Genomic DNA, 12,873 nt, shown 5'->3' with positions numbered 1-12,873 from the left:
GTCGGCAGCCAGGCGGTCGACGACGACCCCGTCGCCCGCCGACTCCGACCTCGCGTCGACGTGGTCCAGCATCGCCGGGGCGTGGACGTCGTCGTGCAGGGCCGCGGGGCCCGCGGCGAGCAGCTCGGCGCCGGACGGGCCGGCCGGCAGCGCCGCCGCCTCGCGCCAGCGGGCCAGGCGCTGCTCGCCGGCCTTGAGCACGTCGTCGGTCCATTCGCGGTCGGCGCGGTAGTGATCAGCGAGCAGGCCCACGCGGACCGCCATCGGGTCGACGCCGTCGGCACGCAGGCGGGAGACGAAGACCAGGTTGCCCTTGGACTTCGACATCTTCTCGCCGTCCAGGCCGATCATGCCGGCGTGCACGTAGTGTGCGGCGAACGGCGCCGCGCCGGTGAGCAGCTCGGCGTGCGCCGCCGAACACTCGTGGTGCGGGTAGAGCAGGTCGTTGCCGCCGCCCTGCACGTCGATGGTCTCGCCGAGCAGGCCGATCGCGATGGTCGCGCACTCGATGTGCCAGCCGGGCCGGCCGGGGCCGAGGTCGCCGCCGTCCCAGGCCGGCTCGCCGTCGCGGGCGCCGCGCCACAGCAGCGGGTCGAGCGCGTCGCGCTTGCCGGGGCGCTCCGGGTCGCCGCCGCGCTGGGCGGACAGGACCAGCATCTCCTCGCGGGACAGGTTGGACTCGTAGCCGAACGACGGCGTCGCCGAAATCGCGAAGTAGACGTCGCCGGTGCCGTCGTCGAGCCGGTATGCGGCGCCCTCGTCGACCAGCCGGCTCACGTGGGCGGCGATCGCCGGGATGGACTCGACGGCGCCGACGTAGTGCGCCGGCGGGATCATCCGCAGCGCCTCCATGTCCTCGCGGAACAGGGCCGTCTCGCGCATCGCCAGGACCACCCAGTCCTCGCCGTCGCGGGCCGCGCGCTCGAGCAGCGGGTCGTCGATGTCGGTGACGTTCTGCACGTAGCTCACGTCGAGGCCGGCGTCACGCCAGGCGCGCTGCACCAGGTCGAAGGTGATCATCGTGGCGGCATGGCCGAGGTGTGTCGCGTCGTAGGGCGTGATGCCGCAGACATACATCGTCGCGGTCGCACCCGGCGTCGTGGGGTGCACCGACCGGCGGGCCGAGTCGTAAAGCGCCGGCGGCGTCGCGATCCCCGGCAGGGTCGGCACGTCGTGCCCCATCCATGCGTCCATGGTCAAAAGCCTATCCAGGCCCACCGGCAGAAACCGGCCCGCGTGAGTAAAGCCTCAGACCGGCGGCCATGGTACGGCCGGCCAGTCCTGTGACGGCTTCGGGAAGCGCGCCGCGCGCAGCAGGCGCCGCACCCGCAGCCGGACCTGCTGCACCTCGGTGACGGTCAGGTGCTCCTCGAGCGCCGCGCCGAGGGCGCCGTCGAGCTTCTCCGCCAGCACGGCGAGCGTCTCCACCGATTCGGGCGGGATGGCCTTGCCCGTCCAGCCCCAGAGCACCGTGCGGAGCTTGTTCTCCACGTGGAAGCAGACGCCGTGGTCGACGCCGTGGATGCGGCCGCCGGGGGCGTACAGCACGTGGCCGCCCTTGCGGTCGGCGTTGTTGATGACCGCGTCCAGCACCGCCAGCCGCGACAGCCGCGGGTCGTCGGCGTGCGCCAGCGCGTAGGCGTCGCCGATCTCGTCGCGGGCCGAGGCGATCGCGAACCACCCGGCCGGCACGTCGTAGGCCGGGATGAAGCCGATCAGCGTCTCCGCGTCCTCGGGCTCGTCGATCCAGAGCTGGCAGGCGCCGGGGCCGAGCGGGCCGTCGCGCAGGATCGTCGGCGGCACCAGCCCCCAGCCGGTCGCCTGGGAGACCAGGAACGCGGAGACCTCACGCCCGGCCAGGGTGCCGTCGGGGAAGTCCCAGAGCGGGCGCTCGCCGCGCACCGGCTTGTAGACGCAGCGCCGGGTCAGCCCGTCCAGGGTGATCTCGGCCCGCAGCGTGGTGTTGGAGGCCTCGACCAGGCGCCCCTCGAGCTCCATCGCGCCGCGGCTGAGCAACTCGAGGGCGTCATCCTCCGCGAGCACGGAAGCGGGCCCCGTCGTCACCGGTGGTAACCGTTGTGCCGCGGGCAGAGGTGGCCGGCCGGGTCGAGCGGCTGGCCGCAGAGCGGGCACGGCGGCCGGCCGGCGGCGACCACCCGGCGGGCCCGGTCGATGAACGCCCGGGTCGCCTCCGGGGTCAGCCGCACCCGGAGCCGGTCGAGGTCGTCGTCGGGCTCGTCATCATCGTCATCGTCGTCGATCGGGCCGTCGTCATCGTCGTCGTCGCCGAGCTCGACCTCGGCGTCGCTCTCGCCGGCCTCGATCGCCTCGATGACCACCGTGGTCGTGTCGACGTCGAAGGCCAGGCCGAGCGTGCCGACCCGGAACTCCTCGTCGACCGGGGTGTCCAGCGGCTCGTTGTCGTTGATCGCGAGCACCGGAACCTCGGGCAGGTCGACACCGAAGCGGCGGCCGGCCTCGGTGAGCAGCTCCTCGAGCTTCTCGGCGAGCAGCGAGACCTGCACCTTCTCCAGCGCCACGCTGACCACCCGGCCGCCGCCGCGGGCCTGGAGGAAGAACGTGCGGTCTCCCGGCTCGCCCACCGTCCCGGCGACGAACCGCTCGGGCGGCTCGAAGGCATGCACCTGGTGCGTCATGGCTGTGTCACCACTGCCATGCCCTCCCGGCCCTCGCTTCGCGAGGTGCAGTCGGTCATGACTGGGCCACCTTTGCCATGCCCTCCCGGCCCTCGCTTCGCTCGGTGCAGTCGGTCATGGCTTCGACCCTAGCCGTCCGGGCGCGCGGTTGCGCAGCCTGCCGCCGCGGTTCGCCGAGGGCGCAAAGCACGCACACGCTGTGGTAACACAACGGTCACATGACGTATTCATGCGCCGCCGCCCGCGCCACCGCCAACGGCCGCGTCGGACTCCGGCAGCGCACCCTCGGCCGGCTTCGGCACCAGCGCCGACAGGTCGGCGGTGTCGTTGAGGCGTACCAGGAAGGGTCGCATGGGTGTGTAGCGGATGACGCTGACCGACGCGGGGTCGGCGACGAGGCGCTGGAACTCGTCCAGGTGCAGCCCCATCGCGTCCGCGACGATGGCCTTGATCACATCACCGTGGGTGCACGCCAGCCAGAGCGCGTCCGAGCCGTGCTCGGCGGTCACCCGGGCGTCCCAGCGCCGGATCGCCGCCACCGCGCGGGCCGACATCGCGGCCATCGCCTCACCGTTGGGGAAGACCACGGCGCTGGGGTGCTGCTGGACGACCGGCCAGAGCGGGTCCTGCGCGAGCTCCTTGAGCGGGCGGCCCTCCCAGTCGCCGTAGCCGCACTCGATCAGGCCCTCGTCGATGTCCGGGACGAGCTCGGGCAGGGCCAGGTCGAGCGTCTGCCGGCAGCGGATCAGCGGGCTGGTCACGACGGCCGCCAGCGGCAGCTTGCGCAGCCGCTCGCCGACCCGCAGGGCCTGGCCGCGGCCGGTGTCGTCGAGCTCGACCGGCATCCGCCCGGCCAGGCCGCCGGAGGCGTTCGCGTTGGTCCGCCCGTGGCGGAGCAGCAGTACCGTGGCCACGGCTACTCGGCCACCCCCGACGCCTCGAAGGCCTCCGCGACGATGCGCAGGGTGGCGATGCCGCTCTCCAGGTCACCCACGTACGGGCTGACGGAGAGCGTGCCGACGCCGGCGGCGGCGTACTCGCGGATCCGGTCGGTGATCTGCGCCCGGTTGCCGACCATCGACGTGCGGGTGATGAACTCCTGCGGCACGGCCGCGGCGGCGTCGCGGATCTTGCGGTCCAGGTAGAGGTCCTGGATCTGCCGGGCCTCGTCCGGGTAGCCCATCCGGACGGCGAGCTTGTTGTAGAAGTTCTGCTCGCGGCTGCCCATGCCGCCGACGTACAGCGCGGCGTAGGGCCGGATCGCGTCGCAGGCCGCCGCGACGTCGTCGCCGATCACCACCGGCACCGTGGGCGACACGTCGAAACCGGCCAGGCCCGCGCCGATCTTGGCCCGGCCGTGCTCGATGTGCCGCAGCGAGTCCCCCGCCGCGTCCGGGGCGAAGAAGATCGCCAGCCAGCCGTCGGAGATCTCGCCGGCCAGCTCCAGGTTCTTCGGTCCCACGGCCGCGAGATAGATGGGTACGGACTCACGCGGCGGGTGGAAGCCCAGCCGCAGCGCCTTGCCGGGTCCGTCGGGCAGCGGCAGCGTGTAGTGCTCGCCGTCGTAGGCCACCGGCTTGCGGGCGATCGCCAGCTTGACGATGTCGACATACTCCCGGGTGCGGGCCAGCGGCTTGGCGAACCGCACCCCGTGCCAGCCCTCGGAGACCTGCGGCCCGGAGACGCCCAGGCCGAGCCGGAACCGGCCGCCGGAGAGGGTGTCGATCGTGGCGGCGGTCATCGCGGTCATCGCGGGGCTGCGGGCCGGGATCTGCATCACGGCCGCGCCGACGTCGATCGACCGGGTCTGCCCGGCGATCCAGGCGAGCATGCTCGGGCTGTCCGAGCCGTACGCCTCCGCCGCCCACACCACCGCGTAGCCGAGCCGGTCCGCCTCCTGCGCCATCGCCAGGTGGTTGGCGGGGGTGCTTCCCGCATTCTGATATCCGAGATTGAGTCCGAGCCGCACAGGTCCTCCCGGTTCTGCCGCGGAAGCGCCGATGCTCCGCGTAACGAAGCCTAGGCGAACACGTTGCGTGATCTTCGGTGAGTTGGGTCGCCTACCCGACGCTTCGCGGCCCTATTGAGCTGTCACGAGCATTTCGCGGGTGCCCGGGGCTGAATAGGGTTCACCCATGCAACAACGACCGCTCGGCCGAAGCGGGCTGGCGGTCTCCCGGCTCGCTCTCGGCACCATGACCTGGGGCCGCGACACCGACCCCGACGACGCGGCCGACCAGCTCAAGCTCTATCTGGAGGCCGGCGGCACCCTGATCGACACCGCCGACGTGTACGGCGACGGCGACGCCGAGGCCGTCATCGGCTCCCTGATCGACCACCTGGTGCCCCGCGACGAGGTGCTGATCGCCACGAAGGCCGGCCTCGGCCGGTACGGCTTCCGCCGCCGGGACAGCTCCCGGGGGCACCTGCTGCGCAGCCTGGACGCGTCGCTGCGCCGGCTGGGCACCGACTATGTCGACCTGTGGCAGGTGCACGGCTATGACCCCCAGACGCCGCTCGAGGAGACCCTGTCCGCGCTGGATCATGCGGTCGACAGCGGCCGGGTCCGCTACGTGGGGGTGTCCAACTTCGCCGGCTGGCAGACCGCCCGGGCCGCCGCCTGGCAGCAGGCGTTCCCGGCCCGCGCCCCGATCGTCGCGACGCAGATGGAATATTCGCTGCTGGAACGCGGCATCGAACGCGAGGTGCTGCCGGCCGCGGCGGCGCTGGGCATCGGCGTGCTGCCGTGGTCGCCGCTGGGCCGCGGCGTGCTGACGGGCAAATACCGTAACGGCCGCCCGCTGGACTCGCGGGCCGCCACCGATCACCTGGCGCCGTTCGTGCAGACGTACCTGGAGCCGCGCAGCTCGAGCATCGTCGAGGCCGTGGTGATCGCCGCCGGCGGGCTGGGGGTCTCGCCGGTCGAGGTGGCGCTGGCCTGGATCCGCGACCGGCCGGGCGTGGTGGCGCCGATCCTGGGCGCGCGGACGGCGGGCCAGTTGCAGGGTGCGCTGATGAGCGACGAGCTCACCCTGCCGGCCGAGATCGCCGGCGCCCTGGACGACGTGTCCTCGGTGCAGGTCGGCTACCCCGAAAGAGAGGGCCTGACCGGCCCGGGGACCGCAGACATGCCGGGTCCGGGCGAATATTAGACGCCTGTGCCTGCTGGAGGACCTGCCTCCCGGGCCTGGGTGCGCGAGCGTCCGTAGGATCGAATTGCCGGGCGCGGCGATCGAGTGGAGGACGCGATGGAGGATGAGGTCCGGGCCGAGGAGCTACGCCGGGCGGAACGACGGCTGCAGGCCGCCCAGCTGGCATCGGACGTCGCATCGCTCGACCTGCTGCTCGACGAGCGGCTCATCTTCACCGGTCCCGACGGCAACCGCTACACCAAGCAGGACGACCTGCAGGTCCATCGCACCGGCAAGCAGGTGATCACGAGCATCCGCGAGCAGGAGCTGACGGTGCTGGTGGCCGGGGAAACGGGTGTCACGTGGTTCCTCGGCGTGCTGGAGGGCACGATCGCCGGCGCGCCGTTCAAGGCACAGATGCGCTACACCCGGACCTGGATATGCGACGACCGGCACGGCTGGCGGATCATCGCCGCCCACGCCGGCATGACCTGACCGGGGTGCCGGATTTCGCCGGTGACGGAGGATCGATCACCGGGGGACGGCGCGGACCGGGCAGCTCAGCGGTTCGAGAACGTGGCCACAGGCAAGGTCACATACCGTGACCGCGGACCGGCGCAGTGGCTTCCAGACCGGGCCCAGTTTGACCAGGCCAGGTCCGGAGGGACACGCATCCGAGGCTTTACCCCGTCGTTGCTGGGAGTGAATATCCGCTGGTCAGTAGTTGTCTCGAGCCTCGTTCGGGGGCATTCTTGCACCCATGGACTACGAGTACGCGCCGCTCCGGTTGCCATCGAATGTCGATCGCTTGACCGCTGCGGCGCAGCTGGCGATCCAGGCGGAATTCTCGGGATGGGAGCTGGCCCGCGTCCAGCTCTTCCGGGACGGAACCCGGCAGGTGATGCTCCGCCGCAAGGTGCAGGGCCCCCTGCAGCCGGGTCTGTCGATATAACAGAAAAGCCGCGCCCGCCCCGAACCCGAGGCGGGCGCCCCTTCATGCCCGAACCCGCCGTCCGCCGTCGAAGCGCAGCCGCAGCCGCCCCGGCCGCCCGACGAGCGCCGGGCGGGCCCCGCTGACGACCACAGCCAGATCAAGCGACCCACAGCACGCCCAACCCGGCCACAACCAACGCCATCCACGCCCAAGCAAAGACCCAGCCGCGCCCAAGCAAAGACCCAGCCGCGCCCACAACCCGCTCTAACCGGGACCAAAGTCGCAGTGCGCCGTCGTTGTCGGGGGTGCCGAAAATGACTAGGCGCCCTTTGCCGTGGTCATTTTCGGTGCCCCCGACAACGACGTAAAAGGCGCACTGCCGCCGAGCGAAGCGAGGCCAACAACTCAGTGCTGGTGACCGGCGTGGTCGTCTTCCTCGTCGGAGAGGTAGGGGTGTTCGTCCAGGCGGCCGACGAGCAGGTCGTCGGTGCCGGGGGCGAACGGTCCCGCGCCGTCCTCGTCGGCGAACGCCTCCAGGTCGAGCGGCACCGCCACCTCGCTGACCGTGAGCAGGCCGTCGAGCGGCTCCAGCTCCGGCACGTCGAGCGAGGACAGCGACCCGTCGCCGGCCTGCAGCAGCTCGAGCACGGCCTCGCCGACCGAGTCGATCGGGCCGGCCTCGTCGTCGGCCGGCACCAGGTTGCGGCGGGCGGCGTCCGCGACGCGCAGCAGGGCCGCGACGCTGGGCACCCGGTAGTCGCGGCGCTGGCGCACCGAGATCACCCGCGGGTGCGGGTCGGCGTCGCCGTCCTCCGGGCCGCCGACGAGACCGCCGAAGCGCTGGTCGGCCTCGTCCGGGTCGATCGACTCGACATCCCACGGCGTCACTTCGCCGAACGCCTCGAGCAGCTGCTCGTCGTAGGCGAAGGAGGTGTTGTTGAGGTTGACGTACGCCTGCCACACATCGTCGTCATCCACCCGGCCCTGGGCGGCCTTGACCGCCGCCAGGTGGGCTTTCGCGGCCTCGACGACCCGCTCTAGAGCGGCGTCGAGCTCCGCGTACTGGTCGGTCATGGTGTGAAAAGTCCTCTCATCAGCTCGCCTGCAGCAGTCGGTCGAGCACACGCACGCCGAACTGTAGTCCTTCGACGGGCACCCGCTCGTCCACGCCGTGGAACAAGGCGGAGAAGTTCAGGTCGGCGGGCAGCTTGAGCGGCGCGAAGCCGAAGCAGCGGATGCCCAGCGTGCTGAAGGCCTTGGCGTCGGTGCCGCCGGAGAGCATGTAGGGCACGGTGCGGGCGCCCGGGTCCTCGGCGCGCAGGGCCGCGCCCATCGCCTCGACGAGGGCGCCGTCGAAGCCGGTCTCCAGGGCGCCCTGCCGCGAGATGTGCTCGATCTCGATGTCGGGGCCGATGACGTCGCGCAGCTGCTCGAGGAAGATCTCGGCCTGGCCGGGCAGGGTGCGGCAGTCGATGGTGGCCGATGCCTTGCTCGGGATGACGTTGTCCTTGTAGCCGGCCTCGAGCCGGGTCGGGTTGGCCGTGTTGCGCACGGTCGCGCCGATCACGTTGGCGATGGGCCCGAGCTTGGAGATGGCCAGTTCCGGCTCGTCGGGGTCGAGGTCGATGCCGAGCGCCTCGGAGACCTGCTCGAGGAACGAGCGCACGGTCGGGGTGATGACCATGGGGAACCGGTGCCGGCCGACGGCGGCGACGGCCTCGGCGAGCGCGGTGACGGCGTTGTCGTCGTGCACGAACGAGCCGTGTCCGGGCCGACCCTTGGCGTGCAGGCGCAGCCAGTCGATGCCCTTCTCGGCGGTTTCGACCAGGTAGAGGCGCAAGTCGTCGTTGATCGTGTAGGAGAAGCCGCCGACCTCGCCGATCGCCTCGGTGCAGCCCTCGAAGAGCCCGGCGTGCTCGCGGACGAGGTACTGCGAGCCGTACTCCATGCCCGCCTCCTCGTCGGCGGTGTATGCGAGGACGATGTCGCGGGGCGGCACGTAGCCGGTGCGCTGCCAGCCGCGGACGACGGCGAGCACCATCGCGTCGAAGTCCTTCATGTCGATCGCGCCGCGGCCCCAGAGGTAGCCGTCCTTCTCCTCGCCGGAGAAGGGCGGCACCGACCATTCACTGGCGTCGGCGGGCACCACGTCGAGGTGCCCGTGCACGAGCAGCGCGCCGCGGGTGCGGTCGGCGCCGGGGATCCGGGCGACCAGGTTGGCCCGGGTCGGCGCGGACTCGTGCAGTTCGACCTCGATGCCGACCTCGGTGAGCTTGCCGGCGACGTACTCCGCGGCGACCCGCTCGCCCACGGTCGTACGCGGGTCTCCGGTGTTGGTGGTGTCGATCCGGAGCAGGTCGCGGCAGAGTTCGACGACCTCTTCGGCGGCGGAGACAGGTTCCATGCGCTCTTCTTACCAGTTGGCCCCGGGCGACGTTTGGCGGGAGATCGGGTTCGGGTATTGGCCGGCCGTGTCCTTACATCTTCCGCCGCTGCCGCCCGTGGGCGGCGAGACGACCGGCCCCAATGTCATCGATGTCATCTGCCGGGAGCACCGCGAGCTGATCGCCCTCTGCGACGAGCTGGTCGACGACGGCACGGAGCCGGACCGGCGCCGTTCGGTCGCCCAGGTCGTCGGCGCCGAGCTGTCGCGGCATCTCTCCGCTGAGGAGCAGTACCTGTATCCGGCCGTACGGGCGGCGGTGCCGGACGGCTATGCGCTGGTGGACCGGGAGATCGCCGAGGACCGGGCGTTGCTGGAGGCGCTGTTGCTCCTGGAGGCCGCGGACGACGGCAACCGGGCGGCCCGCGCCGGCGATGTCCGCCGCCGGGTGCTGCGGCACGCGGGCGCGGCGGATGCCGAGCTGCTGCCGCTGCTGCAGCGGATGGCTTCGGTGGAGGAGCTGATCCGGCTCGGCAACCGGGTGGAGCTCGCGGAGGAGGCTGCGCCGACCCGCCCGCACCCGGGCACCCCGGCGACGCCGCCGTGGAACAAGATCGTCGATCCGGCGGTGGCGCTGGCCGACAAGGTCCGCGATGTCGTGGGCCGGCGGACCACCCACTCCCGCGATTTGTGAACAAAGTACAAAGTGGACGGAGTTTTCACTCATAGTGCATAGATCATCGACGATCTGTGCCCGGACCAGCGTACGGCTTAGCTGGATCTGTCCTTTTGGTTAACCCATTTGTCACAAGTGGAGGATCTTTGCATGGCCGAAGGTCTAGCCGATATCCCGCGAACGTCCTACCGTCACGCTATGAACCTGGAGCTGCGGCATCTCAAGGTGGTCTGTGCCATCGCGGAGACGGGCAGCGTGACGAAGGCGGCATCGCTGCTGGGCCTCGCCCAGCCGGCTCTGACCGCACAGCTGCAACGCATCGAGCGGACTCTGGGCGGCCCGCTCTTCGATCGTGATCGTCGTGGCGCCCGGCCGACGGCGCTCGGCGAGCTCGTGCTGTCCCGGGCCCGGGTGCTGCTGCCCGCGATGAAGGGCCTGCAGGACGAGGCGGCCCGGCTCGCCGGGTCCGGCACCGACGAGAACGTCATGACCCGCTACCGGATCGGCGCGATCGGCGGACCGGTCATCGGCGGCATGGTGCACCGGCTCTCCGAGGCCCAGCCCGAGGCCCAGATCACCACCCACGCCTCCTACTACGTCGACGAGCTGGCCACCATGGTCCTCGCCGGCAAGCTGGACTACGCACAGGTCGGCGTCTGCGGCGACGCCATCCCCTCGGCGGACTACGGCCTGGTGTGGCAGACCATCGCCATCGACGGGGTCTGCGTGCTGATGCCCGACGACCACCCGGCGGCCAAGGGCGTCGAGGTCGACCTCGCCGAGCTCGCCGACGAGCAGTGGGTCGCCGGCACCGGGGACGGCTGCTTCGGCGACTGCTTCGCCGCGGCCTGCGCGCGAAACGGGTTCACTCCGCGGCGGATGCTGGAGACCGACATCCGCGGCTGCGTCGACATGGTGGAATCCGGGCTCGCGCTCGCGCTGTGCCAGCCGACGTTCCGGCCGCCGGCCGGGCTCACCCACCGTCCCCTGCAGGGCGCGCCGCTGCGCTGGCGGCAGGTGCTCGGCTGGCACCCGGACAGCCCGGCGGCCCGGGTCGCGCCGCGCCTGATGGGCATGGCCGGCGAGGCGTACGCGGAGGTCGTCGCCCGCAACCCCCTCTACATCGAGTGGCTCGAGGACTACCCGCAGCTCGGCGGCGCCCAGCTCACGGCGGCGTAACGCCCGGCGGCTCATCGGATTGTGAGACGCTCGTCCACATGGCCGTTCCGCTGCTGGTCGTCGACGCCGCCAACGTCGTCGGCTCCAATCCGGACGGCTGGTGGCGCGACCGGGCCGGCGCCAACGCCCGGCTGCGTGACGCCCTGCTCCCGGTCAACGCCGCCGGCCTGCCGGACCTCCCGGGGCCCGTCGAGGTCGTGCTGGTCGTGGAGGGCAGGGCCCGGGACATCCCGGCCGTCGACGGGGTACGGCTGGAGCGCGCGACCGGATCCGGCGACGACGCGATAGTGGATCTCGTGGCCCGGGAGGGCCGCGGCCGCCGGCTGGTCGTGGTGACCGCCGACCGCGGCCTGCGCGACCGGGTGACCGCCCTGGGCGCCGAGGTACGCGGCCCCGGCAGCGTGCCGAGGTGAGCGCGGCGGCCCGGATTCACGAAAGGGGCGTGCGGGCACGACCATCGCATCAGGGACGACTATTCTGAGGTCCTAACGCCGCACCTATACCGCAGGAGGCTGCACGAGTGGCCAGCGTCGCCGAGGTCAGAGCGGCCGTGGATGCCGCGCTCCAACAGGTCACGGAGAGCCAAGCGGCGATCCAGGCGGCCCGGGAGAAGCTCGGGGAGGCCCAGCAGAGCCTGGCCTCCGCGCTCGACGGCAGCGCCAACGACGCCGTCGGCGCCGTGCATGCCTCCCTGTCGCAGGCCGACCAGCAGCTCGAGGAGTGCCTCGGCGCCACCCTGCTCGCGGTCGAGCAGGCGCAGAACTACACGGCGACGCTGTAACGCGATGTCCCTGCTGCAGGAACTCGGCGCCCAGCTCCGCGCCACCTCGGACGAGTTGCCGACCGGCGTCGTCTCGGTGGCGATGGAGCGGCTGCGCAGCGCCACCGAGCTGCTGAACTGGGTGCGACAGACCTCGATCGACCCGATCGGCGTGCCGCAGCTCGGCAACGCCACCGAGCACGCCGAGCACGCCGCGGCCGCGCTGCGGCTGGCGCAGGACGCCATCGCGGCATACCTGGCCCAGCTCGGCCTCGCCGCCGAGGCGAGCGCGTCACCGGACCGCGACTGGAAGGCCGGCCTCCGCGAGGACGAGCAGCCCGCCGCCCGCCAGCAGGAGCACGCGCCGCCGCCGGAGCGGCTCGGCCCCTGGTGGCGCGAGCGGGTCGAGAAGCTCACCGGCGAGGCCCCGCCCCCGCCACGGGCCGACGGCACGCCGCGCGAGCGGCCGGCCGACACCGCCGAGCTGCTGCGCCGGGTCGCCGCCGGGGTGCGCTCCGGCGACCGCGCCCGGCTCGGCCGCGACCTGCACGGCGTCAACGCCGCCACCGGGCTCGGCCTCTCCGCGGTGACCCCGCCCGTGCTGCACCGCCTGGCCGGTGACCTGCTCGGTCACGAGCCGGGGCCCGACGACCTGCCGCGGCTGCGCAGCGCCGCCGGCGGCCGGGTGCGGTCGCTGCTGCCCGGCACCCCGCCCGACGTCCTCGACAATCTGCTGGCCCGGATCTGCCGGACGCCGCCGCCCGCCGCGCAGGCCCAGGCGCACCCGGCCGACTCCGCGGTCACCGCCAGCGTGCTGACCGGGGTCCTGCTGGCCCGGCTGGGGCGGGATCCGGCGACGCTCGACCCGGCCGCACCCGAACCGCTGCCGCCCCGTGGTGTCGATGCCTGACAGCAGGGCGCAACAGGTCGTCGAGGTCCGGGCGGCGCTGTCGCACGCCCTCGGCGTGGCGGAGAGCGCCTTCGCGGCCGCCCGCGACGAGTTCGAGGCGGCGGTGACCCGGCGGGCCCGGGTGGCGGCCGCGGCCCGGGAGCGCCGGATCAGGCTTGCCGACCAGCGGGACAGACCACCGCTACGACACCGGCATGCCGCTGGGCTACCTGCAGGCCGTCGTGCAGCTCGCCGCGAAGCGGG

Annotated in this window: 16 protein-coding genes; 9 read left to right on the top strand and 7 right to left on the bottom strand. The window is 72.3% G+C overall.

Features of this window, described 5'->3' with window-relative positions:
- The 5 genes from mshC to AB0F10_RS39430 all read right to left on the bottom strand — a co-directional run.
- The coding region (mshC, locus tag AB0F10_RS39450; RefSeq protein WP_360637709.1) for a cysteine--1-D-myo-inosityl 2-amino-2-deoxy-alpha-D-glucopyranoside ligase at positions 1 to 1,194 on the bottom strand (1,194 nt) is incomplete at its 3' end.
- A 54-nt stretch (positions 1,195 to 1,248) separates the two neighbouring features.
- Entirely contained in the window at positions 1,249 to 2,043 is a 795-nt protein-coding gene (locus tag AB0F10_RS39445) for an SCO1664 family protein (protein WP_360637712.1), read from the bottom strand.
- A gap of 17 nt (positions 2,044 to 2,060) precedes the next feature.
- The gene (locus tag AB0F10_RS39440; RefSeq protein WP_360637706.1) at positions 2,061 to 2,657 is read right to left on the bottom strand and encodes a DUF3090 domain-containing protein; all 597 of its coding nucleotides are present in this window, start codon (positions 2,655 to 2,657) and stop codon (positions 2,061 to 2,063) included.
- A gap of 227 nt (positions 2,658 to 2,884) precedes the next feature.
- Complete coding sequence (locus AB0F10_RS39435) at positions 2,885 to 3,571, bottom strand: MSMEG_4193 family putative phosphomutase (protein ID WP_360637703.1); 687 nt, start codon at positions 3,569 to 3,571, stop codon at positions 2,885 to 2,887.
- Positions 3,572 to 3,573: 2 nt separating this feature from the next.
- The gene (locus AB0F10_RS39430; RefSeq protein WP_360637700.1) at positions 3,574 to 4,626 is read right to left on the bottom strand and encodes an LLM class F420-dependent oxidoreductase; all 1,053 of its coding nucleotides are present in this window, start codon (positions 4,624 to 4,626) and stop codon (positions 3,574 to 3,576) included.
- A gap of 166 nt (positions 4,627 to 4,792) precedes the next feature.
- Between AB0F10_RS39430 and AB0F10_RS39425 the strand changes: the two genes are divergently transcribed.
- From AB0F10_RS39425 to AB0F10_RS39415, 3 genes are all read left to right on the top strand, one after another.
- Positions 4,793 to 5,809 carry an aldo/keto reductase gene (locus tag AB0F10_RS39425; protein ID WP_360637697.1) on the top strand — a complete coding sequence of 339 codons (1,017 nt, stop codon included), beginning with the start codon at positions 4,793 to 4,795 and terminating at the stop codon, positions 5,807 to 5,809.
- Between the two features lie 96 nt (positions 5,810 to 5,905).
- Positions 5,906 to 6,283 (top strand): nuclear transport factor 2 family protein, encoded by a 378-nt coding sequence (locus tag AB0F10_RS39420; protein ID WP_360637694.1) that lies wholly within the window; start codon positions 5,906 to 5,908, stop codon positions 6,281 to 6,283.
- A 265-nt stretch (positions 6,284 to 6,548) separates the two neighbouring features.
- Positions 6,549 to 6,740, top strand: coding sequence for a DUF5703 family protein (locus tag AB0F10_RS39415; protein ID WP_360637691.1), 192 nt, complete (start codon positions 6,549 to 6,551; stop codon positions 6,738 to 6,740).
- A gap of 387 nt (positions 6,741 to 7,127) precedes the next feature.
- Here AB0F10_RS39415 and AB0F10_RS39410 read toward each other — a convergent pair whose 3' ends face one another.
- Positions 7,128 to 7,796 carry a hypothetical protein gene (locus AB0F10_RS39410; protein ID WP_360637688.1) on the bottom strand — a complete coding sequence of 223 codons (669 nt, stop codon included), beginning with the start codon at positions 7,794 to 7,796 and terminating at the stop codon, positions 7,128 to 7,130.
- A 19-nt stretch (positions 7,797 to 7,815) separates the two neighbouring features.
- Entirely contained in the window at positions 7,816 to 9,126 is a 1,311-nt protein-coding gene (locus tag AB0F10_RS39405; RefSeq protein ID WP_360637685.1) for a M20/M25/M40 family metallo-hydrolase, read from the bottom strand.
- Positions 9,127 to 9,193: 67 nt separating this feature from the next.
- On the opposite strand from AB0F10_RS39405, the gene AB0F10_RS39400 reads away from it, so the two are divergent.
- The 6 genes from AB0F10_RS39400 to AB0F10_RS39375 form a co-directional block, all read left to right on the top strand.
- Entirely contained in the window at positions 9,194 to 9,799 is a 606-nt protein-coding gene (locus tag AB0F10_RS39400) for a hemerythrin domain-containing protein (protein ID WP_360637682.1), read from the top strand.
- Positions 9,800 to 9,979: 180 nt separating this feature from the next.
- Complete coding sequence (locus AB0F10_RS39395; RefSeq protein WP_360637679.1) at positions 9,980 to 10,960, top strand: LysR family transcriptional regulator; 981 nt, start codon at positions 9,980 to 9,982, stop codon at positions 10,958 to 10,960.
- A gap of 38 nt (positions 10,961 to 10,998) precedes the next feature.
- A complete protein-coding gene (locus tag AB0F10_RS39390; RefSeq protein ID WP_360637676.1) occupies positions 10,999 to 11,373 on the top strand; it encodes a hypothetical protein in 375 nt (124 codons plus the stop codon).
- 107 nt (positions 11,374 to 11,480) lie between these two features.
- Positions 11,481 to 11,741: a hypothetical protein gene (locus AB0F10_RS39385; RefSeq protein WP_184993254.1), complete on the top strand. Its 261-nt coding sequence runs from the start codon at positions 11,481 to 11,483 to the stop codon at positions 11,739 to 11,741.
- Positions 11,742 to 11,745: 4 nt separating this feature from the next.
- Entirely contained in the window at positions 11,746 to 12,630 is an 885-nt protein-coding gene (locus AB0F10_RS39380) for a hypothetical protein (protein WP_360637673.1), read from the top strand.
- Positions 12,623 to 12,873: hypothetical protein (locus AB0F10_RS39375; RefSeq protein ID WP_360637670.1), on the top strand; the 251-nt coding region annotated here is incomplete at its 3' end. The genes AB0F10_RS39380 and AB0F10_RS39375, both read left to right, overlap by 8 nt.

This window comes from Actinoplanes sp. NPDC026623 (assembly GCF_040638275.1).
Lineage (GTDB): Bacteria > Actinomycetota > Actinomycetes > Mycobacteriales > Micromonosporaceae > Actinoplanes.
This window is presented reverse-complemented; position numbering and strand designations above follow the sequence as displayed.

Bases quoted from the DNA above. Each gene is read 5' to 3' on its own strand.
- AB0F10_RS39395 (WP_360637679.1), top strand. From the start codon at position 9,980: ATGAACCTGGAGCTGCGGCATCTCAAGGTGGTCTGTGCCATCGCGGAG.
- AB0F10_RS39425 (WP_360637697.1), top strand. From the start codon at position 4,793: ATGCAACAACGACCGCTCGGCCGAAGCGGGCTGGCGGTCTCCCGGCTC.
- AB0F10_RS39380 (WP_360637673.1), top strand. From the start codon at position 11,746: ATGTCCCTGCTGCAGGAACTCGGCGCCCAGCTCCGCGCCACCTCGGAC.
- AB0F10_RS39405 (WP_360637685.1), bottom strand. From the start codon at position 9,126: ATGGAACCTGTCTCCGCCGCCGAAGAGGTCGTCGAACTCTGCCGCGAC.
- AB0F10_RS39390 (WP_360637676.1), top strand. From the start codon at position 10,999: ATGGCCGTTCCGCTGCTGGTCGTCGACGCCGCCAACGTCGTCGGCTCC.
- AB0F10_RS39420 (WP_360637694.1), top strand. From the start codon at position 5,906: ATGGAGGATGAGGTCCGGGCCGAGGAGCTACGCCGGGCGGAACGACGG.
- AB0F10_RS39440 (WP_360637706.1), bottom strand. From the start codon at position 2,657: ATGACGCACCAGGTGCATGCCTTCGAGCCGCCCGAGCGGTTCGTCGCC.
- AB0F10_RS39410 (WP_360637688.1), bottom strand. From the start codon at position 7,796: ATGACCGACCAGTACGCGGAGCTCGACGCCGCTCTAGAGCGGGTCGTC.
- AB0F10_RS39415 (WP_360637691.1), top strand. From the start codon at position 6,549: ATGGACTACGAGTACGCGCCGCTCCGGTTGCCATCGAATGTCGATCGC.